We start from the raw sequence: 21,975 nt of genomic DNA, 5'->3' as shown, positions 1-21,975 counted from the left end.
GCTTAGCACAGCGTGAGCGCAGGCTCACATGACCCCATTCCAGACTCTGCCGCTCGGTGCTGGCTTGAGCTTTTGGGGTCGCTTCGGTACCATGTTGGTTTTCAGAACAGGGTAAACCCGTGTTTTCGCTCTCTTGGCTGGCGCGCTCCGGCGCCTCGGCGGTCGCCACCGCCCTGCTGCTGGCCGGCCTCGCCGGCGGCGCGCAAGCCAAGGAAGCCCCCAGCAATGGGATCTCCACCGCAACGCCTGCGCTGGCTGAAATTCAGCTGCGCGAGCTGCCCGTCCAGGCTCAGGAAACACACCGGCTCGTACACGCTGGCGGCCCGTTTCCCTATAGCAAAGACGGCGCGGTGTTCGGCAATCGCGAGCGTCTGCTGCCCCGCAAGGCCCGCGGCTTCTATCGCGAATACACGGTCAAGACGCCTAGCGCGCGCAACCGGGGCGCTCGTCGCCTCGTTTGCGGCGGCACACCCCAGACCGCGCCAGAGGTTTGTTTTTACACCGACGATCACTATGCCAGCTTCAAGCGCATCCGCGCCCAAGCGGTCCGGTGAAGGTCGGTGGTTAGCAGTTTTGTGACTTGAAAGGAGGAACGCGACCATGCTTTTGCAGACCGTCCGTCCCAATATCGTGCAGGCCATCCGGGCCTACCGAGTCGAGGACTTGATGCAGGCCGCTCAAGAGGCGGGCCAGCATTTCTTGTATGCCAATCTGTCGGAGGCGCAGTCCAAGCAGGACGTGCTCGACGGTATCGCGCAGGCGTTTCTGTTCCCAGCGCATTTCGGCAAGAACCTGGACGCCCTGCACGACTGCATGACCGACCTCGTTCACAAGGCCGGCAGCCAGCCGGGCTTTGTCGTCGTGCTGGAGCAGTTGCCTGACAACGTGCGCTTCGACCGCGAGGCGCGCGAACAGCTGCTCGATGTCTTCCGAGACACGGCCGATTACTGGGCCGACCGAAAGATAGCGTTCCGGTGCTTCTATTCTTTTCAGTAGCCCGCTCCCAAGAAAATGGGTCATGGGAGCGGGCTACTGAGGTGGCCCCGGTTATTGAGAAGCCTGCACCGAAAAGTGCAAAGACGACGATTGGCAACCCCAACTTCGGCATGAACATGCCGATGATGTGCAGCGCCTTCGATACGTCGATGTGGTTGAACGCAGCCTGAGCCGGCTGTTCGTCGATCGAAACGGGACCCTCGGGTCCCGTTTTTGTTTCTAGAGCTTCACTTCAAGGGCCAACGCGATGAACTCCGCGACCGGCACTTCCTCGGCGCGGCGCTGCAGGTCGAAGTGCCCTTGGTAGCCGCGCTCGGTCAGCCAACGGCCGAGGCTGTGGCGCAGCAGCTTGCGGCGCTGCGAGAAGGCGCTGGTGACCAGGGCGCCGAGCAGCGCCGGGTCTAGGCCAGGCGGCGCCTTCAACGGCAGCATGCGCACGATGGCGGAGTCGACACGCGGCGGCGGGTCGAAGGCTTCGGGCGGCACGTCGAGCACCGACTCGATGTCGTAGCGCCACTGCAGCATCACGCTCAACCGCCCGTAGTCCTTGCCGCCCGGGGCGGCGGCCATGCGGTCGACGACTTCCTTTTGCAGCATGAAGTGCTGATCGACCACATCGTCCACCGCGTCGAGCAGATGAAAGAGGATGGGCGTCGAGATGTTGTAGGGCAGGTTGCCGACGACGCGCAGCTTGGCGCCCTTGGCGGCGGCCAGCGCGCGGAAGTCCACCTTCAGCACGTCGCTTTCGATGACCTCGACGTCGTCGCGTGCGCGCAGCTTGGCGGCCAGGTCACGGTCGAGCTCGATGACCGTCAGCGGCTTGTGCCTGGCCAGCAGCGGCAGAGTCAATGCGCCCAGGCCGGGCCCGATCTCCACCAGCGTCTCGTCGGCCTGCGGTGCGATCAGGTCGACGATGGCCTCGACCAGCATGCGGTCGGTCAGGAAATGCTGACCGAAGCGCTTGCGCGGGATGTGCTGGCCGCTCAGTCGAGCCATTCACGCACTTCGACGAACGCCTTGGTGCGCAGATCCTTGACCCACTCCTGGTAGGCCTCGTCGTACTTCTGCTCGCGCAGCGCAGCACGGGCCTGATCGCGCAGCGTCTTCATCTCGACCTCGACGCTGCGGCGCTCCAGCACCTGGATCAGGTGCACGCCGAAACGCGACACGACCGGCCCCGAGATGCCGCCCAGCGGCAGCGCGTTCATGGCTTCCTCGAACTCCGGCACGAAGCCGCCGGCGCCCATCCAGCCCAGCTCACCGCCGGCTTCGGCACTCCCGTCCTCGGAGTTGGCCTTGGCGACATCCTCGAACTTGACCTGGCCGCTTTCGATCTGGCGCTTGAACTCGGCCAGGCGGCGGGCGGCAACTTCGGCGCTCAGCTGGGCCGACGGACGCAGCAGCACATGGCGTGCGCGGGTCTGGACAGACTGGGTTAGCGAGGCGTCGCCCTGGCGCTCGACGACCTTCAGGATATGGAAGCCGGCGCCGCTGCGCAGCAGCTCCGGCGCGACGGCGCCGCTCTTCAGGTCGCGGACGGCGGTGATGAAGATGTCTGGCAGACGGTCCGCCGCGCGCAGGCCGATCTCGCCGCCCTTGGCCTTGTTGCTGTCCTCTGAGACCTCGCGGGCGACCTTCGCAAAGTCCTCACCGCCCTTGATGCGTGCGAGCGCGCCTTCAGCGCGGGCGCGGCGTTCGGCAACGACGCTTTCGCTGGCGCCCTCGGGCACGGTCACCAGCACCTGGGCCAGGTTGATCTGCCCGCCGCGCGACAGCTCGGCACGCTTCTTTTCAAGATAGGCGTCGATCTCGGCGTCGGTGACGCGGATGCGGCCCTGCACCTCGCGCTCACGCACACGCTCGGTCATCATCTGATCGCGCAGGTTCTCGCGAAAGCTCTTGTAATCGGTGCCGTCGGCTTTGAGGCGCTCACGCAACTGGGCCATCGTCAGCTTGTTCTGCGCTGCCACGTTGGCGACCACCCGATCCAGCTCGGCCTCGTCGACACGCTGGCCGTTCTCACGCGCATAGGTGACGAGGACGCGATCCTCGATCAGCGCCTCCAGCGCCTGCTTGCGCAGGCCGGCCGTCTCGGGCATGACCTCGCCGCGCTGGCGGGCCTCCTGGCGCAGCCGCTCGGTGCGCTGGACGACCTCGCTGGCGGCCACGACGTCCTGGTTGACGACGGCGGCGATGTAGTCCCCGGGCTGCAGCGCGGGTGTCTGGGCCGAGGCATGGAGAGCGGCCAGGGCCAGAACAAGAGGAGCGAGGCGTTGCATCATGGTTGGGAATCTGAACTCGGTGAGCGATCGGAGCTCAGCCTTCGGTAACCGGGCACATTGTCCTTCAAGACATTGAGGGCGTTCGAACCGAGCTGTGACAGGCCGACAAGTTCGAGTTGCAGCATCAGCCGCGTGTTGGTCTCGGCACGCCCGGTGGACAGCCGCTCCACACCGACTCGCCACACCCAGCAGCCGGCGTCGTACTCGAAGCCGACGACCGAATCGGTCAGACGCCGGTCGCGCAGCGAATACTGCACGCGCCCGGCGCTGTACCAGGCGCCGCCGCAGGCCTTGCTGTCGGCACCGCGCGAGGTGACGGGCTGGCCGTAGATGGGCCATTGCCAGGCGAGCTCGACCTGCTCGCTCTGCGCCCGCGCCAGGCGGTAGGCGACGCTGACCGTCTTGAAGGGGCCCGGCGAGTAGCGCACGCGCAGCACCGAACGTTCCGAGCGGCCGGTATCGGAGTTGAACCGCACTGTGCCGTCGGCCCACCAGCGCTCGTCGAGCTGGGCGGCGGCGGCCAGTAGCAGATCGGAAAAGCGCTGCGTGACGGGCTGCCCGTCGGGCGTGATGCGCTGATCGCGGAACAAGAAGCGCTGCACGGCGCCCAGGCGCAGGATTTCCTCGCCCTTGGCTGCACTGACCCAGCGGCTGGTGGCCCCAACGCTGACCGCGTGCAGATCGGACACCCGGTCCACCCCGGAGAACTGGTTCTCGGCGTAGATCGAGTCGAAGTTGAAGTCCTTCGCCGCGGCATCGAAGTTGGGCAGACTGCTCTGATCACGGAACGGCGTGTTCACGTAGAGCAGGCGCGGCTCCAGGCTCTGGCGCATCGGACGGCCGAACAGCTTGGTGTCGCGTTCGAAGACCCAGCCGTGGTCGACGCTCACTGTCGGGATGATGCGATCCATGCGGCGGCGGCCATCGGGCCCGGGGCGTTCCAGGTCGTAGGCCGCCGCGTTGAATGATGCGCGCGGAATCAACCACCAGGCCTCGCCACCCACCGGCGCGCTGACGTGGCCCAGCGCATGGACGCGCTGGCCACCGCGCGCCTGGCCTGGCAATGCCGAGCTGGGCAGGTCGAAGCGGTTGTATTCCAGCTCCAGCCCGCCTTCCAGCCGGGCCTTGCGGCCCCAGGGGCGGAAGCTGTCGAGCACCGCCTCGTCCGCCGCCGTCGTCAGGCGGGCGCCCACCTGGGGGCTGCGCTGGTAGGGGGAATCGAACTGCGAAGGCACATCGGTGCCCTGCAGCGTCTGCCAGCGCTGGATGCGGGCATAGGTGTCGATGACGCCCCAGCTCAGCTCGCGCTGCCGGTTCAGCTTCAGGTCGCCGGCCAGCAGGCGCGGCGTCTGGCTCTCGACGCGGCGCGACATGTCCTTCCAGTAGTCGTCGTCGGACACGCGCTCGCTCTTGAGCCGGTAGCGCCAGTCGCCGAGAACGCCGTCGTTGTTGAACTTCAAGCCCCAGCGTGAGCGGCCGAAGACGCGGTCGCCCGGCAGCAGGTCGATGTTGACGCGGCCCGCATGGCCGGGCTCCAGGTAGCGGAATTCGCTATCGAGGCCCACGCCGCGCTTGGTCATGACAAAGGGGGAGAACGTCGCATCGCGCTGCGGCGCGATGTTCCAGTAGTAGGGCACGCCGAATTCGAGGCCGCCGCGGTTGTCCAGAAAGATGCTCGGCGGCAGCCAGCCCGACTTGCGCGCCGAGGTGAGCGGGAAGCTCAGGGACGGCGCGGCCAGGATGGGCACGCCCAGAAAGCGCAGCACCGCGCCATCGGCCCGGCCCTCGTTGGCTGCCAGATCCATGCGCAGCTCCCTGGCCGTGATCTGCCAGTCCGGCTCCTGGTTCTCCACCGCCGGGCAGCTGCTGTAGCTACCTTCCAGCGCGCTCATGTGCTCGCTGTCCTGAAACTTCAACACCTTGGCCTTGCCGCGGCCGCCGGTCGCAGCGAGGAAGAAGTTCGGCGTCAGGAACTCGCCCTGGAAGCGGTTGACATAGAGCTGCAGCAGCGGCCCGGTGAAGACATTGCCGTTGTGGTCGATGCGCACATTGCCCTCGGCCCGGGCAAAGTCGTCGACGACGCGGTAGTTCAGCGTGTCGGTGTTCAGCACCAGTTCGCCATAGCGCAGTTCGACGCCGTCCGTGCCCTCGGCTTGCTGGTCCGTCTGGGCCGTCAGCCTGGTCGCGGAGATCACCAAGGCTGGCTTGGTACCCGTCGCCTTGGACGGTGCCCCCAGCACGCGGCTGCCACGCAACTGCACGCTGCTGGCCGCTTCGGCCTGCTGTGCCGAGGCCTCACCCCAGGCGCACAGGGCCAGGGCGATCAAGACGGGCAGTCGGGCGGGGTGGGGTAGGCGGAACAGGCGCGGCACGGGCGGCACGGACGACAAGGAGGCTCGGAGTCGGTGAGGATGCCGGGGCCGGCGGTTCTTAGAATTTGATTATCCACGAGGGCTTTCACCCAATGACGCTGCCAACTTCCGCCCTGATCCAGGCCCTGCAAGCCCACCCCGAAGACGCCGACCGTCTGATGCGCGCCGCCTGCGCCGAGCTGCGCGCCCAGCCGGTGTCTCCGACGCCGCCTGACGCGGCCGCCCTGCGCGTCGGCCTGGTCAGCATCGCGGAGACCGGCCTGGACGGCGTGCTGCAGCGCCTGCTCGACGACGCGCCCCGGGGCGCCGTCACCGACGGCATTGCCGCCCTGCTGCGCCCGGCGGAGCTCGCCTGGGACGAAGCCCAGGAGATCGACTGGGCGGCACGCCATTGGGAAGCCTGCCGTGCCGACGGCCTGCTCGACGAGGGGCTGGCGGCCGACTTCGGCGAGTACTGGCGGCAGCTGGAGTGGAGCGCGGTGCGCCAGCACCTCGTGCTGCTGGGCCGGGGCCACCCCGAACAGCGCCGACTGCTGGCCCAGATCGTCAAGACGGCGAGCCGCTATGTCGCCTTCGGGCCGCTGAAGCGCGCGCTGGAGGCGCGCTTCCCGGAGTTCTTCGAGTTGGGATTCAGCCTGCGCTGAGCCTCATGAAAAACGACCCCGGGGCCGAGGCCGCGGGGTCGCTGCGCTGAGCGCCGCGAGATCAGGCCTTGCGGCGGCGCTTGGCCAGGCCCAGGCCGGCCAGGGCGACGGCCACCAGCGCGTAGCTGGCCGGCTCCGGCAAGGCGCCGGCGTTGACGTTCAGCACGACGCGGGTGTTGCCGTTGAAGTTGAGGCCCGCCCAGTTGACGGCAATGGAATCGGCGTCGAACGTGATGCGGCTGGCGTTGAAGCCGACCATGTTGCTGCCAGCGTCCAGCGTGACGTTGGTGATGTTGGGCGCGCCCAGGAAGTTCAGCAGGTTGCCGTTCTCGATGTAGAGGCTGCCGCTCGACCAGCCGGCGCCTGTGCTCCAGGTGGCGCTGCCGGTGTAGTCGTAAATGACTTGGTTGTCCTTGACCTGCACGTCGAAATAGCCAAAGGAATTGCCACGGGCGACGCCGTCCACCGTGAAGCTCTGGACGCCGCTGTAGGCACCGCCGTCGAAGTAGTACTGCGAGCCGGCGGTAGCGCCGATCAGGCCGGCTTGCGCGGGCAGGCTGACGGCGAGCAGGCTGGCCGTGGTGAGCGCGGCGGCCAGGAGCTTGGAGGCGAAGGTCATGGATTTATGAGTTAGGGGTTGACGACGAACGCATGTTGCATTCGCCGGCCCTCTTTGCCGCCCCCGCGCCTCCAGGGGGTCAGACCTTGCCGTGTGAACAAGTGCGCAGGCCTGAGACCCCGCCTCCCCCCGCAGCCGCGGGAGGCGAGTTCAGGGGCAGGTCGCGCAGCCCGCCGCGACCAGCCAGGGGTCCTTGTCCTCGCCGCCGAAGATCTCGACCAGGAAGTCGAGGAAGGCCCGCGTGCGTGCCGGCACGTATTTGCGCGTCGGCATGCCGGCCCACAGCGTCGTGCTGAACAGCCGCCACTGCGGCATCACGCGCTCCAGCGCCTGCTCCAGCAGCGCGTCTTCGACCATGAAGCTGGGCAGCCCGGCCACGCCCAGCCCGTGCAGGGCGGCGGCGTAGTTGGTGTCCATGTGCGTCGTCGACAGCGCCGCGCGCGAGGGCACGATGGGCAGGGTGATCTCCTCGCCACCATCGCCGCGCTGCAGCGTCAGGCCGCGCATCAGCATCGCCGTCGGCGGCAGCAGCGCGTCATGCTCCTTGAGGTCGGCCGGATGCTGCGGCCGGCCGCGCTGGTCCAGGTAGTCCGGCGAGGCACACATGATGAACTCGCTGCGGGCCAGGCGCCGCGCGACGAATTCCCCGTCGAGCGCATCGCGCGCCAGCAGGATGGTCAGGTCATAGCTGTCGTCCACCGTGTCGACGGCGCCCGGCGACGTGATCTCCAGCGTCACGGCGGGATAGTCGCGGTGGAACTTGGGCAGGTGCTTGGCGAGCTGGTGCACGGCAATCGCCGGCGGACACAAGATGCGCAGCAGGCCGCGCACTTCCTGCGTGGCCGATGCGGCCAGCGCCGCCGCCTCGTCGACATCTGCCAGGATGCGCCGCGCGCGCTCAAGATAGGCCTCGCCGATCTCCGTCAGCGCCAGTCGCCGCGTCGTGCGGTTCAACAGCCGCGTGCCGAGGTGATCTTCCAGCTCGGCGATGAGGCGGGTGACGACAGCGGGTGCCAGGTCCAGCGCCCGCGCCGCGCCTGCAAAGCTGCCCTCGTCGATGACGCGGACGAAAATCTTGATGGCCCGCAGTTGATCCATCAGGGGTGAGCAGCCATCACTTGGGCAACCGCAGCGGTCAGCCGCTTGCCATAGGGCACATGCAGGAACTCGTTGGGCCCGTGCGCATTGCTCTTCGGGCCCAGCACGCCGCAGACCATCATCTGCGCCTGCGGGAAGCCCTTCTGCAGCATGCTCATCAGGGGGATGGTGCCGCCCTGGCCGATGTAGCCGACCGGCGCATTGAAGTGGGCCTGGCTGGCGTCATTCAGCGCCTGGCTCAGCCAGGGCGACAGCTCTGGTGTGTTCCAGCCGGTGGCGCCGAGTGCACCGGCGCGGCCGTCGGGCGTGAAGGTCACCTTGGCGTTGTAGGGTGCGTTGTCTTCCAGCAGGCGCTGCAGCTCCAGCGCCGCGGCATTGCCATCGATCAGCGGCGGCAGGCGCAAGGACAGCTTGAAGGCCGTGTAGGGCCGCAGCACGTTGCCGGCGTTCTTCAGCTCGGGGAAGCCGTCGGCACCCACAACCGACAGCGTCGGCCGCCAGGTGCGGTTGAGCAGCACCTCCACCGGGTCGGTCGTCACCGGCAGCACCGGGCCGCCGTCGGCGCCGCAGGCCCAGGGCATGCGCTTGTAGACCTCGTCCTTCAGGATGGCCGCAGTCGCCTGCGCCTGCTCCAGGCGGGCGCCGGGGATCTCGCAGTGGAAGCTTTCAGGCAGCAAGCGCCCGGTCTTGCTGTCCTCCAGCCGGTCCAGCACCTGGCGCAGGATGCGGAAGGATGACGGCACGCAGCCCGAGGCGTCGCCGCTGTGGATGCCCTCGGTCAGCACTTCGACCTTCAGCACCCCGGACACCATGCCGCGCAGCGAGGTCGTCAGCCACAGCTGGTCGTAGTTGCCGGCACCGCTGTCCAGGCAGACGACCAGGGACACGTTGCCCAGACGCGGCTTGAGCAGGTCGATGTAGGCCGGCAGGTCGAAGCTGCCGCTCTCCTCGCAGGTCTCGATGACGCCGACGCAGCGCGGGCGCGGGATGCCCTGCTGGTCCAGCGCCATGATGGCCGTCAGCGACGCATAGACCGCATAGCCGTCGTCGGCACCGCCGCGGCCGTAGAGCAGGCCGTTCTCGTACTTGGGCGTCCAGGGCCCGAGGTCGCTGCGCCAGCCGTTGAACTCGGGCTGCTTGTCCAGATGGCCGTAGAGCAGGATGGTGTCCGTCGAGCCCGTCTTGGTGGCGGGCACCTCGAAGAAGATCACCGGCGTGCGGCCAGGGATGCGGACGACTTCGAGCTTCAGGCCGGCGACCTTCTTGCCCTCTACCCAGGCAGCCGCCTGGGTCAGCACCTTTTCGAGGTGGCCGTTGGCCGCCCAGTCGGCATCGAACATCGGGCTCTTGGCCGGAATGGCGATGTAGTCGGTCAGCGCGGGGACGATTTCCTCGTCCCAGACGCGGGCGGCAAACTCGCCCAGCGCGGTCGCCTCGTCGGCTTGCAGAGGCAGGTGGGGATCTCGTGCGTTCATGGCAGGCTCCTTGCTCGCGCTTGTGGCGCGGCCTGCCAGTTTAGGCTTCCCGACGCCCACGCTTCATGCCCGCGGGCAGACGACCCGGCAGCGCGAAGTGCCTACTCGCGCTCGAACTTGAACACCGCTACGCTGGCCATCAGGTTGGGCCGCCTGCGCACGACGCGGCCGTCCTGCAGGCCGAAGCTGTCGAGGATCTTGAGCCGGTTCTTGCGTGCCAACACGCCGAAATCGGCAAAGGTGCCGACGCGGATATTGGGCGTGTCGTACCACTCGTAGGGCAGCGCCTTGGTCACCGGCATGCGGCCGAACAGCACCTGCAGCCGGTTGGGCCAATGCGCGAAGTTCGGGAAGCTGACGATGCCCATCTTGCCGACGCGCGCCGTCTCCTTGAGCATGGCCTCGGCATTGCGAAGGTTCTGCAGCGTCTCCAACTGCAGCACGACGTCGAAGCTCTGGTCCTCGAAGATGGCCAGGCCTTCCTCCAGATTGCGCTGGATGACGTTGACGCCGCGCTTCATGCAGGCCAGCAGGTTGGCATCGTCCAGCTCCACGCCGTAGCCGCTGCAGCCCTTGTGCTTGATGAGGTGCTCCAGCAGCTCGCCGGTGCCGCAGCCGAGGTCGAGCACGCGCGCTCCCGGCGGCACGAGTGCCGCGATGGCGGGGTCGAAGCTCATACAGCCATCCCCTTGAACTGCAAGGGTGGCCTGGCCGCCGGGCACAGCCCGCCGGCGATGCGCTCGAAGTAGGCGCCCAGCACGCCGTGGTAGCGCGGGTCGTCGAGCAGGAAGGCATCGTGGCCGTGGGGCGCGTCGATCTCGGCGTAGCTGACCTCCAGCCGGTTGTCGAGCAAGGCCTTGACGACCTCGCGCGAGCGCTCGGGGGAGAAGCGCCAGTCGGTCGTGAAGCTGGCAATCAGGAACTTGGCCCGCGCGCTGGCAAAGGCTCGCGTCAGGTCACCGCCGTGTTCGGCGGCCGGGTCGAAGTAGTCCAGGGCGCGGGTGATCAGCAGATAGGTGTTGGCGTCGAAGTAGTCGCTGAACTTGTCACCTTGATAGCGGAGGTAGCTTTCGATCTGGAATTCGATCTCCTGCGTCGAATAGCCGAGCACGCCGTTCTTCAACTGCCGGCCGAACTTCTCGGCCATCACGTCGTCGCTGAGATAGGTGATGTGGCCGATCATGCGAGCCACGCGCAGGCCGCGCTGGGGCACCACGCCATGGTCGTAGAAGTGACCGCCGTGGAAGTCCGGGTCCGTCACGATGGCGCGGCGTGCCACCTCGTTGAAGGCGATGTTCTGCGCTGACAGATTCGGTGCCGTCGCGATGGCGATGCAGTGCGCCACGCGCTCCGGATAGCGCAGCGCCCAGTCCAGCGCCTGCATGCCGCCGAGCGAGCCGCCCAGCACCGCCGCCAGCTTCAGGATGCCGAAGCGCTCGACCAGGCGGGCCTGCGCGTCCACCCAGTCCTGGACCGTCACGACGGGGAAGTCGGCGCCCCAGGCACGGCCGGTCGCAGGGTTGACATGCATCGGCCCCGTCGAGCCGAAGCAGGAGCCGAGGTTGTTGACGCCGATGACGAAGAACTTGTCGGTATCCAGGGCCTTGCCGGGGCCGATCAGGTTGTCCCACCAGCCCTCGCTTTTCGCCTGGCCGGCATAGGTGCCGGCGACATGGTGGCTGGCGTTGAGCGCATGGCAGACCAGCACCGCATTGCTGCGCTCGGCATTGAGCTGGCCATAGGTCTCGACCATCAGGTCGTAGGCCGGCAACCTGGCGCCGCTGCGCAGCGGCAGCGGCTCGTCGAAATGGAAACTCTGCGGCGACACGTCGCCAACGCTCAGGCCCGTCATGGCCTCACTCCAAAGATCAGACTTTTCGCGCCGTTCAGGCGCGACGAGTCAATAAAAAACCGGCGCCACTATTGCGGACGCCGGTTTGATCTCGGAGTCCTGTTTAGCGGCATTTATTGAGCGCCCGCAATCCGGAACAAATCGGCGCTATGGGATGCGATTCTAGTCACCCCGGCCGTCGAGCCGGAACTGCGCCACCGCGCCCGTCAGCAGCTGCAGCTGCTGGCGCAGGCTGTCCGCCGCGGCCGCCGACTCCTCCACCAACGCCGCGTTCTGCTGCGTCATGTGGTCAAGCTGGTTGACGGCGCCGTTGATCTGGCCGATGCGCGCGCTCTGGTCGGCAGCGCCTTCGGCCACCTCGCCGATCATGTCGCTGACCTTCTGCACATTGCTGACGATCTCCTGCATCGTCGTGCCGGCATGCTGCACGAGGCGCGAGCCGGCCTCGGTGCGCTCCAGGCTGGCGGCGATCAGCGATTTGATCTCGCGCGCCGCGTCGGCCGAGCGCTGGGCCAGCAGCCGCACCTCGCTGGCGACAACCGCGAAGCCGCGGCCCTGCTCACCCGCGCGCGCCGCCTCGACGGCCGCGTTCAGCGCCAGGATGTTGGTCTGGAAGGCAATGCTGTCGATCAGCCCGAGGATGTCGCCGATGCGGCGCGAGCTGGTGTTGATCTGGTCCATCGTCGTGACCACCTCGGCCACCTCCTGGCCGCCGCGTCGCGCCACCTCCGCGGCCCCTTCGGCGAGCTGGCGGGCCTTGCCGGCCGCATCGGCACCATGGCGCACGCCGCTGGTCAGGTCTTCCATCGAGCTGGTCGTCTGCTGCAGGCTGGACGCCGCCTGTTCGGTACGCTGACTCAGGTCCTGGTTGCCGGAGGCGACCTCGCTGCTGGCCGTCTCGATGCTCTGGGCCGAGGTTTTCACCTGCCGCACCAGGTCACGCAGGCTGCTTTGCATCGCGTCCAGCGCGCGAAGCAGGTCGGACGCCTCGTCGCGGCCGACGACGCGGATGTCGTTGTTCAGGTCGCCGCTGGCGATGGACTGGGCCACCGTGCCGGCATAGCGCATCGGGCTGGTGATGGTGGCCGAGTTGATCAGCGTCAACGGCACGACCAGCACCATGACGACGATGAGCACGGCCGCCGAGCGCCAGCCGATGCCGCGCAACTCGGCGGCAAACGCGGTTTCGCTGGCCTTGGCCTGCTGGTCGATGAGGCCGGCGATGCGCTCGACGCGCTGCTCGATCTCGCGCATCGCCGCCTTGGGCCGGTTCAGCATGCGGTCGGCCACCTTGGCGGTGTCGAAGCCGCCCGCCTCGATCTGGCTGAGCACCGGCTGGGCACCGGCTCGGTAGTCCTGCAGGAACCTCAACGCCTCCAGGCCCAGGGCCTTGTTCTCTTCCTGCTTGCCCTGCTGCAGGCCCTGCAGCGCCGCCGTCAGCCGCTGCGCGGCGGCGTCCCAGCGCTGGCGGAATTGTTTGACCTGCTCGGGGTCTTCATAGGCGATGACCATCTGCTTCTCCTCCAGCCGCACGTCGGCGAGGGCCTGGCGGATGGTGCTGACCTGCTGGAGGTCACGCATCGCATGCGTCGTCACGTCGGCATTGAGCGCCATCAGCTGGCGGCCGCCGAGCAGGCCCGTCAGGCCCAGCGCAGCAAACATCAGCAGCACCATCGCAATGGCGCCCTGCATGCGGGTGCGGATGGTGAAGCTGCGCATCCAGGTGGCGAGGTCCATGGCGGTGTCTCCTTTTCTGGGTCCGCTCGGAGCGGCTGGGGGTCTGGCGATGCTAGTCAAGCCTGGGCTGCTGGCAAGCGACGTTTTGCCCAAACTTGTAGTTACTGAACACTTGACCAATAATTCAGCCCATGCCCCGCCCCAGCCAGGATCAGGACCAGGCCTTGCTCGCCGCCGGCGCCGCCCTCTACCCCGAGCTGGGCTGCGCCGGCCTGTCAGTGCGCCGCGTGGCCGAGGCGGCCGGCGTGAATCCAGCCATGGTGCATTACCACTTCGGCAGCAAGGACGGCTTTCTGCGCGCGCTGCTGCAGCGCCATTACGAGGAGATGTTCACGGCGCTGTCGCTGAACAGCCAGGGCGACGCCGATGTGATGGAGCGGCTCGCCGCGGCCTTGCTGGGCGTGGCTCGCTTCGTGCGCGAGCACCGGCCGCTGATCGCGCGTGTCTGGGCCGATGCGCAAGGCGGCCAGGCCGTGGCGCAGGACTTCCTGCGCGCCAATGCGCCGCGCCATCTGGGCGTGCTGATGGCCTTGCTGCAGGAGGCCGAAGCCCTGCAGCGGCTGCCGCGCCAGCCGCTGCTGACCCGCTTTTCTTTCCTGATGGGCGCCGTCGTCGCGCCCCTCATCCTGGTCGGTGGCATGAAGTCCATCGACGCGGTGCCGCCGGCCCTGCTGGCGATGGTGGACGACGACGTGATGTCCGACGCGGCCCTGCAGCGGCGCATCGAATGGGCGCTGCTTGGCCTGGCCAGCGGCGTCTGAGGAGTGACCATGAAGCGCGTTCTCATGCTGCTGTTGCCAGCGCTGTTGGCCGCTTGCGGCGACAAGCCCCCCGTCGGATGGACGGGTTATGCCGAAGCCGAGCTGGTCTACATCGCGCCGCCGGCCGCGGGGCGGCTGACGGCGCTGGCCGTGCGCTCTGGCGAGGCGGTTGCGGCCGGCCAGGCGCTGTTCGAGCTGGACGCGACGCCCGAGCTGGCCGCCGACGCGGAGGCGCAAGCCCGCGCGCAAAGTGCACAGGCGCAGGCGGCCAATGCCGACAAGGGACGGCGCGCGCCCGAGGTGGCCGTCACGCGGGCGCAGCTCGACCAGGCGCGCGCAGCAGAGCGCCTGGCCGACCTCGACCTCGCGCGTCAGCGGCAACTGCTGGCGCAGGGCTTCGTCGCCATGTCGCGGGTCGACGGCGCCGCGACGGCGCTGGCCCAGGCGCGCGCCCGGGTCGCCGAGCTGCAGGCCGCGCTCAATGTGGCCCAGCTGCCGGCCCGCGAGGACGAACGCGCCGCCGCCCGGGCGCTTGCGCAGGCCGCCGAAAGCGGCCGCGCGCAGACGGCCTGGCGCGTCGAGCAGAAGCGCCAGAGCGCCCCCATGCCGGCGCGCGTGCAAGACGTTTTCGTACGCCCGGGCGAATGGGTGGCGGCAGGCCAACCGGTGCTGGCGCTGCTGCCGCCGGCCCACCGCAAGGCTCGCTTCTACGTGCCGCAGTCGGCGGTGGGCACGCTGAAGCTGGACGCGCCGGTGAGCCTGCACTGCGATGGCTGCGGCGCGCCCATTGCCGCGCGCATCAGCTTCATCGCGGCCGGCCCCGAGTACACGCCGCCGGTCATCTACTCCAACCAGCAACGCGACAAGCTGGTCTTCCTCGTCGAGGCGCGGCCGGTGAAGTCGGAGGATGCAGAGCGGCTGCATCCGGGACAACCGCTGGACGTCACGCAATGAGCGATCTCGCCATCGACGTGAAGGGGCTGTCCAAGTCCTACGGCGGCCGCCAGGTCGTCGACGCCGTCGACATGCAGGTCGCCACCGGCCGCATCGTCGGCTTCCTCGGCCCCAACGGCAGCGGCAAGACGACCTCACTGCGCATGCTGTGCGGCCTGCTGACGCCCGACGCCGGGGAGGGCCGCGTGCTGGGGCTGGACTTCCGCCACCAGGCCGCCGAAGTGAAGCGCCAGGTGGGCTACATGACGCAGAAGTTCGGCCTCTACGAAGACCTGTCGATCCGCGAGAACCTGGACTTCGTCGCACGCCTGTTCTCGATGCCGAACCGGCCCGAGGCCGTCGACGTCGCGCTGGAGCGGCTCGGGCTGGCGACACGGCAGAAGCAGCTTGCCGGCGCGCTGTCGGGCGGCTGGAAGCAGCGCTTGGCGCTGGCCGCCTGCCTTTTGCACCAGCCCCGCCTGCTGCTGCTGGACGAGCCGACGGCCGGCGTCGACCCCAAGGCGCGGCGCGAGTTCTGGGACCAGATCCATCAGCTGGCCCGCGAGGGCATCACCGTGCTCGTGTCCACGCACTACATGGACGAGGCCGAACGCTGCGACGAACTGGTCTACATCGCCTACGGCCGCGTGCTGGCACGCGGCACGGCGGCGGCCATCGTGCAGGCGTCGGGCGCCGAAGACCTGGAAGACGCCTTCGTCAAGCTGGTCGACCAGGCCACCGACAACTTCGCGGAAAGCTGAGGCGATGCAAGTCCTGGCCCGCATGTTCGCCATCGCGCTGAAGGAAGTGCAGCAGATGCTGCGCGACAAGCTCACGTTCGCGATGGCGGTGGGTGTGCCCATCATGCAGCTGGTGCTGTTCGGCTATGCCATCAACACCGATCCCAAAGGACTGCCGACGGCCATCGTGTCGCAGGACACCAGCCCGATGGCGCGCAGCATCGTCGCGGCGTTGCAGACGAGTGGTTATTTCCGCGTCGTCGAAAGCGGCATCGCCGAAAGCCGCGGCGACGCCTTGCTGCAAAGCGGCGACATCCAATTCCTCGTCGTCGTGCCGGCCGACTTCGGCGCCCGCGTCGTTCGCGGCGAGAGGCCGGCCCTGCTGGTTGCCGCCGACGCGACCGACCCGTCGGCCGGCGGCAATGCCATCGCCGCACTCAGCCAGCTCGGCGCGACCGCGCTGAACCGCGACCTGCGCGGTGCGCTGGCCTCGCGGGCACAGCAGGCACCGCCGTTCGAGGTGCGCATCCAACGCCGCTACAACCCCGAGGGCCTGAGCCGCTACAACATCGTGCCCGGGCTGGTCGGCACCATCCTGACGATGACCATGGTCATGCTGACGGCACTTGCAATGACGCGCGAACGCGAGCGCGGCACCATGGAGAACTTGCTGGCCACGCCGGTGCGGCCCATCGAGGTGATGGCCGGCAAGATCCTGCCCTATGTCGTCCTCGGCTATGTGCAGCTCGGCGTCATCCTCGGCGCGGCCTTCCTGCTGTTCGACGTGCCGATGGTCGGCAGCGCCACGTTGCTGCTGGCCATGATCGGCGTGTTCATGCTGGCCAACCTCGGCGTCGGCTTCACCTTCTCGACGCTGGCCAGGAACCAGCTGCAGGCCCTGCAGCTGACCTTCTTCTTCTTTCTGCCCTCCATGCTGCTGTCGGGCTTCATGTTCCCGTTTCGTGGCATGCCGCAGTGGGCGCAGGTTCTGGGCGAGGCGCTGCCGCTGACGCACTTCCTGCGCATCGTGCGCGGCGTCATGCTCAAGGGCTCGGGCGCGGCGGAGCTGCTGCCCGAGGTCTGGCCGATGCTCGCCTTTCTCGCCGTAGCCGGCGGCATCGCGTTGATGCGCTATCGGCAGACCCTGGACTAGGGCCTGTTAACACTACGGCAACGGGTCGCGTTGTGGCCAGAAAGGCCGCGAGCAAGGCGCAAAGCGGAGCCGGGTTGGACACCCGGCGAGCATTTGCAACGCCGCGCGCGGTCTTTATGGCCACAACCCGAAGGGAAGGCCCGCCGCCAGGGGCCCATTGCCGTAGCGCTAACAGGCCCTAGGGCGCGCCGCAGAGGCAATGGGCGATGGCCGCCTTGTGCCATTCGCCGCGCGCTGCCACCTGCGCCAGCGCCTTCAGGGCCGACAGCTCCTCCGCGACGGGCGCTGGCAGCAGGTCCAGGCCCAGGGCCTGCACCAGCGATGGCGCCATCACGTCGGTCAGCGAGGCCAGCAGGCGCTCGCTGCGGCTGAGGTCGCGCTCGACATAGACGACGCGCGGCTTGTCGCCGGCCTTGAGCTCCAGCTTGGCCAGCTGCACCGCCGTCTGAAGCGCATCGTCGAAGCTGCCGAGCCGGTCCACCAGGCCGCGGGCCTTGGCCTGGGCGCCGGTCCAGATGCGGCCCTGGGCCACGACGTCGATCTTTTCGGGCGTGCTCTTGCGCGACTCGGCCGCCAGCCCCGTGAAGCGCGCGTAGGTGTGGTCGATGCTGGCCTGCAAGGCCGCCTGCAGCCGCGGGTCCAGCGGGCGGCGCGCGTCATAGCCGCCCGCCAGCCAGGTCGTCGTGATGCCGCCGGTGTGCAGCGACAGCTTGTCCATCAGGCCCTCGGCCGTCGGCAGCATGCCGTAGACACCGATGCTGCCGGTGATGGTGCCGGCATCGGCGATGACGGCATCGCTGGCCATGGCGATCCAGTAGCCGCCCGAGGCCGCCACGTCGCCCATCGACACGACGACCGGCTTGCCGGCCGCGCGTGTCAACTCCAGCTCGCGACGCACGATCTCGGAGGCAAAGGCGCTGCCACCGGGCGAGTTCACGCGCAGCACGACGGCCTTGATGGCGTCGTCCTCGCGCGCCTTGCGGATCAGGCGGGCGGTCGAGTCGCCGCCGATGCGGCCCGCGCCGGCCTCGCCGTCACTGATCTCGCCCTCGGCCACGACGACACCGATGCCCGGCTGCAGCTTGGTCGGCGTGCCGGCATCCTTCACATAGGCCATGTACTGGCCCATCGACACCTGCCGGAAGCTCTTGCTCTCCTCGTCCTTGGCGCCCTTGGCGATCAGCAGGTCGCGCATCTGGTCGCGCGTCTTCAGGCCGTCGACGAGCTTGTCCTGCAGCGCCAGCTTGGCAGTGTCGCCCTGCACGGCGGCCAGGCGCTGCGGGAGTTCGTCGATGCCCTTGGCGAGGCTGCCAGCCTGCAGCTTGCGCGCGGCCTCGATGGTGGTGGTGAAGCCGCTCCAAAGCTCCCCGTAGACCAAGCCGACGGACTCGCGCGTGGCGGCGCTGGGGCCGTTCTCGGTATAGGTCTCGGCAGCGCCCTTGTAGGTGCCAGCCTTGACGACATGGGCCGTCACGCCGATGCGGTCCAGCGCGTCCTTGTAATAGGTGCGGTAGCGACCGAAGCCTTCCAGCCCCACCATGCCCATGGGGTGCAGATAGACCTCGCCGGCCTGGGCGGCCAGGAAGTAGCCGCGTTGGCTGTAGCTGTCGGCATACGCCATGACCGGCTTGCCGCTCTTCTTGAAGCGCTGCAGCGCGCCGGCGACTTCATGCAGGCCGGCGAACCCGGCGCCCTGCAGCGCCTCGACATCCAGCAGCAGGGCGCCGATCTTGTCGTCACTGGCGGCATGGTCCAACACCGCCAGCACATCGCGCAGCCGCGTCTGGCGCGGTGTGCTGCGGCCCTGGGCCTGGGCCATCACCTGTTCGCGCGGGCTGCCGGAGAACTGCTCGACGAGGTTGCCGTCGAGCTTGAGCACAAGGGTGGTCTTGTCGGCCAGCGGCTTGGGGCCGCGCGTCAGGAAGGCAGTGACGAGGACGACGATGAGCAGCAGCACGAAGAGATTCATTAGCGCCCGGCGCGTGCCGTCGAGCAGCCACCAGGCCTTGGAGAAAAACCAGCCAATCGCAGAGAACACGGACTTCATCGACAAAACCTTGAGGGTTGATGCGGTCCATTGTGGAGGCCCGCGACCCTTAAGCTCCGTTGGTCACGGTTTGTGAGGAAACCACATGCTTGCCTGGCCCGGCTGGACGAGACGTATCAACGAGCACTTCCCGCTGCGCTATATGACGTGGATGCTGTGCGGGCTGCTGGCGCTGTTATTCGCCCTCGGCTGGATGGGCGGCCTCACCGACGGCGTGCTGGTGCTGGTCTTCCTCGCGCTGACATTGCTGGGCCTGCGCGACTCGCGCCAGCAGCGCCACTCCATCCTGCGCAACTATCCCGTCATCGGGCATCTGCGCTTCCTGCTGGAGTTCATCCGCCCCGAGATCCGCCAGTATTTCCTGGAGGGCGACAACGACGCCGCGCCGTTCTCGCGCGCGCAGCGCTCCATCGTCTACCAGCGCGCCAAGGGCGAGGCCGACCAGCGCCCCTTCGGCACGCAGCTCGACACAAGCGCGCGCGGCTACGAGTGGATCAACCATTCGCTGGCGCCGACTCATCTCACCAGCCACGACTTCCGCATCACCATCGGTGCGGACCGGCCGCAGCCCTATTCCTGCAGCGTCTTCAACATCTCGGCGATGAGCTTCGGCGCGCTCAGCGCCAATGCCATCCTGGCGCTGAACAAGGGCGCCAAGATCGGCGGCTTCGCCCACGACACGGGCGAGGGCTCGATCAGCGCGCACCATCGCCAGCACGGCGGGGACCTGATCTGGGAGATCGGCTCGGGCTACTTCGGCTGCCGCAACGACGACGGCAGTTTCAGCGCCGAGCGCTTCGCCGCCAATGCGCGCGACCCGCAGGTCAAGATGATCGAGCTCAAGCTCAGCCAGGGCGCCAAGCCCGGCCATGGCGGCGTGCTGCCCGGGCCCAAGGTCAGCGAGGAAATCGCCGCGGCGCGCGGCGTGCCGGTCGGCATCGACTGCATCTCCCCCGCCCGCCACAGCGCCTTCTCGACGCCGGTCGAGATGATGCAGTTCATCGAACAGCTGCGCGAGCTGTCCGGCGGCAAGCCCACCGGCTTCAAGCTCTGCATCGGCCACCCGTGGGAATGGTTCGCCCTGTGCAAGGCCATGCTGGAGACCGGCATCACGCCCGACTTCATCGTCGTCGACGGGGCCGAGGGCGGCACGGGCGCGGCGCCGCTGGAGTTCACCAATCACGTCGGCGCCCCGGTGCAGGAAGGGTTGCTGCTGGTCCACAACGCCCTCGTCGGCCTGAACCTGCGCGACAAGATCAAGCTCGGCTGCGCCGGCAAGGTGACGTCGGCCTTCGACATCGTGCGCCTGATGGCCCTGGGCGCCGACTGGTGCAATGCCGGGCGCGGCTTCATGTTCGCCCTCGGCTGCATCCAGGCGCAGGCCTGCCACACCGGCCACTGTCCGACGGGCGTGACGACGCAGGACGCGCTGCGCCAGCGCGCCATCAACGTGCCCGACAAGGCCCAGCGCGTCGCCAACTTCCACCAGAACACGCTCAAGGCGCTGAAGGAGCTGGTCGAGGCCGCCGGCCTGTGCCACCCGCAGGAGATCACGGCCCAGCACATCGTGCATCGCCTGGACAAGCACGAGGTCAGGCTGCTGGCCAACCTGCTGCCCTTCGTCGAGCCCGGCTGCGTGCTGCGTGGCGAGATGCCGCACAACACCTTCAAGATCTATTGGCCGCTGGCCAGCGCCCACAGCTTTGCGCCCCAAGGCGCCATCGCGCGCATGCACTCAGGCGCCGTCGCCCCCTCAAACCAGGTGGCATGAAGCAGGCCCGCGCTACCGCCTGGACGCGGGGGAGGACGGTTCCAAGTTAGGGGGATGACGCCTTAAACGCGCACAATGCGGAACGTTGTCACGCCACGCCATGCCTACCGTTTTTCTCCTCCGCCTCAGCGACACGACGTTGCAGCGCACCCGCTCCCTGCTGCTGCAGGCGCCGGGCGTGGAACTGGCGGGCAGCGCGAGTCATCTGAACGACGCGCTGCAGGAGATCGCGGCGCTGGCGCCCGACATCGTCGCCAGCGACCTGCGCCTGATGGACAGCCATGCGATGCGCGTCGCCCACGAACTCGGCCGCCTGCCCGTGCGTCCGCAGCTCCTGCTGCTGACACCGACGGCCGACGACCTGCAGCTGTTCGCCGCGCTCAGCGCGGGCGCCAACACCTATCACGTGGACGATGGCAGCGGGACCGGCCTGGTCGCCGCGTTGACGCGCCTGCATGAACGCCGCGCCATGCTGAGCCCGCAGCTCGCCCGCCAGGCCCTGGCGGCCTTCGGCATCGAGCGCAGCCCCATCGTCACGGCCCGCCAGCCCTCAGCCCCATTGGATGCGACACCGGCCGGCCGCCAGATCGAGCAGGCCAGCCGCCATCTGCTGACGCTGCTGGCGCAGGGCCTGTTGCTGGCGGAGATCGCGACGCTGTGGAAGCTGGAAGTGGCGGAGATCGAGCGCCGCATCTGGCGTCTGGTACGCCTGCTGCATGTCCGGTCCCGGGAACTTCTGATCGCCTGAGGCGCATCGCGCCCGCAGCGCGATGGTGGCTGCAAGCCTCAGGCCGTCGGCACGGTGTCCGCAAAGCTCTGCCGCTGGGAGAGCTTGTCCATGTGGCGAGCCAGACTCGGATAGTCCTCGCGCCAAGTGATCTCCGGGAAGCGGAACTCCAGCCACCCGAGCGCGCAGCCAAGCGAGATGTCGGCCAGCGAAAAATGGTTGCCCGAGCACCAGGGCTTTTCGCCCAGGCCCTGGCTCATCGCGGCCAGCGCGGCGTTGACCTTGGTCAGCTGCCGGTCGATCCATGCGGGGCTGCGCTGCTCGGCGGCGCGCTGCGTCCAGGTGCGCTCCATGCGCACGAGGATGCCGGCGTCCATGATGCCGTCGGCCAGCGCTTCCCAGGTGCGCACCTCGCAGCGCTCACGGCCGCGCTCGGGGATGAGCTTGCCGACCGGCGACAGCGTGTCCACGTACTCGACGATGACACGTGAATCGAAGACGGCGCCGGTGATGGAGTCCTGGCCTTCCATGACCAGGCAGGGCACCTTGCCCAGCGGGTTCATCTTCAGGATGGCGTCGCTGCCCCAGACATCTTCCAGCACCAACTGGTAATCGAGCTTCTTCTCGGCCATCACGATGCGCACCTTGCGCACATAAGGGCTGGTGAGCGAACCGATCAACTTCATGGTCATAGGGACAACACGGGGGTCACAGGTCGAAACGATTCTAGCCAGCGCCCCTTGCTTGGCCGCCGGTGAAAAAGGCCTG

Annotated in this window: 19 protein-coding genes, 1 pseudogene and 1 riboswitch; of the genes and pseudogenes, 9 read left to right on the top strand and 11 right to left on the bottom strand. The window is 68.1% G+C overall.

Annotation, left to right across the window (positions count from 1 at the left end; genetic code table 11):
• Window positions 1–119: 119 nt before the first annotated feature.
• Both ASC81_RS15365 and ASC81_RS15360 read left to right on the top strand, forming a co-directional pair.
• On the top strand, window positions 120–554 hold the full coding sequence (locus ASC81_RS15365) for a ribonuclease domain-containing protein (protein WP_056268783.1): 435 nt from the start codon (window positions 120–122) through the stop codon (window positions 552–554).
• Between the two features lie 46 nt (window positions 555–600).
• A complete protein-coding gene (locus tag ASC81_RS15360) occupies window positions 601–996 on the top strand; it encodes a barstar family protein (protein ID WP_056268781.1) in 396 nt (131 codons plus the stop codon).
• A 219-nt stretch (window positions 997–1,215) separates the two neighbouring features.
• Here the strand turns inward: ASC81_RS15360 and rsmA are convergent, their stop codons facing one another.
• From rsmA to ASC81_RS15345, 3 genes are read right to left on the bottom strand one after another with little or no spacing between them, the layout of a single operon-like run.
• On the bottom strand, window positions 1,216–1,992 hold the full coding sequence (rsmA, locus tag ASC81_RS15355; RefSeq protein WP_056268779.1) for a 16S rRNA (adenine(1518)-N(6)/adenine(1519)-N(6))-dimethyltransferase RsmA: 777 nt from the start codon (window positions 1,990–1,992) through the stop codon (window positions 1,216–1,218).
• A complete protein-coding gene (locus ASC81_RS15350) occupies window positions 1,980–3,275 on the bottom strand; it encodes a peptidylprolyl isomerase (RefSeq protein ID WP_235533667.1) in 1,296 nt (431 codons plus the stop codon). Before ASC81_RS15350 ends, rsmA begins: the two co-directional genes overlap by 13 nt.
• Window positions 3,275–5,605, bottom strand: a complete 2,331-nt coding sequence (locus ASC81_RS15345) for an LPS-assembly protein LptD (RefSeq protein ID WP_056268776.1) — start codon at window positions 5,603–5,605, stop codon at window positions 3,275–3,277. Before ASC81_RS15345 ends, ASC81_RS15350 begins: the two co-directional genes overlap by 1 nt.
• A 137-nt stretch (window positions 5,606–5,742) precedes the next feature.
• Between ASC81_RS15345 and ASC81_RS15340 the strand changes: the two genes are divergently transcribed.
• On the top strand, window positions 5,743–6,294 hold the full coding sequence (locus ASC81_RS15340) for a hypothetical protein (RefSeq protein ID WP_056268774.1): 552 nt from the start codon (window positions 5,743–5,745) through the stop codon (window positions 6,292–6,294).
• A 61-nt stretch (window positions 6,295–6,355) separates the two neighbouring features.
• On the opposite strand, the gene ASC81_RS15335 is transcribed toward ASC81_RS15340, so the two are convergent.
• From ASC81_RS15335 to ASC81_RS15310, 6 genes are all read right to left on the bottom strand, one after another.
• Window positions 6,356–6,913: a PEP-CTERM sorting domain-containing protein gene (locus ASC81_RS15335; protein ID WP_056268773.1), complete on the bottom strand. Its 558-nt coding sequence runs from the start codon at window positions 6,911–6,913 to the stop codon at window positions 6,356–6,358.
• Window positions 6,914–7,063: 150 nt separating this feature from the next.
• The gene (locus ASC81_RS15330) at window positions 7,064–8,011 is read right to left on the bottom strand and encodes a LysR family transcriptional regulator (protein ID WP_056268771.1); all 948 of its coding nucleotides are present in this window, start codon (window positions 8,009–8,011) and stop codon (window positions 7,064–7,066) included.
• Window positions 8,011–9,486 carry a M20 family metallopeptidase gene (locus ASC81_RS15325; RefSeq protein WP_056268769.1) on the bottom strand — a complete coding sequence of 492 codons (1,476 nt, stop codon included), beginning with the start codon at window positions 9,484–9,486 and terminating at the stop codon, window positions 8,011–8,013. Before ASC81_RS15325 ends, ASC81_RS15330 begins: the two co-directional genes overlap by 1 nt.
• Before the next feature lie 101 nt (window positions 9,487–9,587).
• Window positions 9,588–10,163 carry a methionine biosynthesis protein MetW gene (gene metW / locus ASC81_RS15320; protein WP_056268767.1) on the bottom strand — a complete coding sequence of 192 codons (576 nt, stop codon included), beginning with the start codon at window positions 10,161–10,163 and terminating at the stop codon, window positions 9,588–9,590.
• A complete protein-coding gene (locus ASC81_RS15315; protein ID WP_056268765.1) occupies window positions 10,160–11,338 on the bottom strand; it encodes a homoserine O-acetyltransferase in 1,179 nt (392 codons plus the stop codon). The genes metW and ASC81_RS15315 overlap by 4 nt, the downstream gene beginning before the upstream one ends.
• 82 nt (window positions 11,339–11,420) lie before the next feature.
• Window positions 11,421–11,496: riboswitch (SAM riboswitch) on the bottom strand.
• Between the two features lie 4 nt (window positions 11,497–11,500).
• Entirely contained in the window at window positions 11,501–13,075 is a 1,575-nt protein-coding gene (locus ASC81_RS15310) for a methyl-accepting chemotaxis protein (protein ID WP_056268763.1), read from the bottom strand.
• 131 nt (window positions 13,076–13,206) lie between these two features.
• On the opposite strand from ASC81_RS15310, the gene ASC81_RS15305 reads away from it, so the two are divergent.
• The 4 genes and pseudogenes from ASC81_RS15305 (at window position 13,207) to ASC81_RS15290 (ending at window position 16,662) form a co-directional block, all read left to right on the top strand.
• On the top strand, window positions 13,207–13,836 hold the full coding sequence (locus ASC81_RS15305; RefSeq protein WP_056268761.1) for a TetR/AcrR family transcriptional regulator: 630 nt from the start codon (window positions 13,207–13,209) through the stop codon (window positions 13,834–13,836).
• A gap of 9 nt (window positions 13,837–13,845) precedes the next feature.
• A complete protein-coding gene (locus ASC81_RS15300; RefSeq protein WP_056268759.1) occupies window positions 13,846–14,790 on the top strand; it encodes an HlyD family secretion protein in 945 nt (314 codons plus the stop codon).
• A pseudogene (ccmA, locus tag ASC81_RS15295) lies at window positions 14,787–15,449 on the top strand (heme ABC exporter ATP-binding protein CcmA); the annotation flags it as partial. The gene ASC81_RS15300 and the pseudogene ccmA, both read left to right, overlap by 4 nt.
• A gap of 85 nt (window positions 15,450–15,534) precedes the next feature.
• The gene (locus tag ASC81_RS15290) at window positions 15,535–16,662 is read left to right on the top strand and encodes an ABC transporter permease (protein WP_056268758.1); all 1,128 of its coding nucleotides are present in this window, start codon (window positions 15,535–15,537) and stop codon (window positions 16,660–16,662) included.
• Between the two features lie 178 nt (window positions 16,663–16,840).
• Here ASC81_RS15290 and sppA read toward each other — a convergent pair whose 3' ends face one another.
• A complete protein-coding gene (sppA, locus tag ASC81_RS15285) occupies window positions 16,841–18,709 on the bottom strand; it encodes a signal peptide peptidase SppA (protein WP_056268756.1) in 1,869 nt (622 codons plus the stop codon).
• An 85-nt stretch (window positions 18,710–18,794) separates the two neighbouring features.
• On the opposite strand from sppA, the gene ASC81_RS15280 reads away from it, so the two are divergent.
• Both ASC81_RS15280 and ASC81_RS15275 read left to right on the top strand, forming a co-directional pair.
• Window positions 18,795–20,480: an FMN-binding glutamate synthase family protein gene (locus ASC81_RS15280; protein WP_056268754.1), complete on the top strand. Its 1,686-nt coding sequence runs from the start codon at window positions 18,795–18,797 to the stop codon at window positions 20,478–20,480.
• A gap of 100 nt (window positions 20,481–20,580) precedes the next feature.
• Complete coding sequence (locus ASC81_RS15275; protein WP_156392146.1) at window positions 20,581–21,228, top strand: response regulator transcription factor; 648 nt, start codon at window positions 20,581–20,583, stop codon at window positions 21,226–21,228.
• A gap of 38 nt (window positions 21,229–21,266) precedes the next feature.
• Here the strand turns inward: ASC81_RS15275 and ASC81_RS15270 are convergent, their stop codons facing one another.
• Window positions 21,267–21,893 carry a glutathione S-transferase family protein gene (locus tag ASC81_RS15270; protein WP_056269081.1) on the bottom strand — a complete coding sequence of 209 codons (627 nt, stop codon included), beginning with the start codon at window positions 21,891–21,893 and terminating at the stop codon, window positions 21,267–21,269.
• Window positions 21,894–21,975: the final 82 nt, after the last annotated feature.

This window comes from Pelomonas sp. Root405 (assembly GCF_001425165.1).
In the GTDB taxonomy this organism is placed as follows: Bacteria; Pseudomonadota; Gammaproteobacteria; order Burkholderiales; family Burkholderiaceae_C; genus Pelomonas.
The sequence above is the reverse complement of the archived record's forward strand: the minus strand, read 5'-3'. Positions and strand labels throughout refer to the sequence as shown.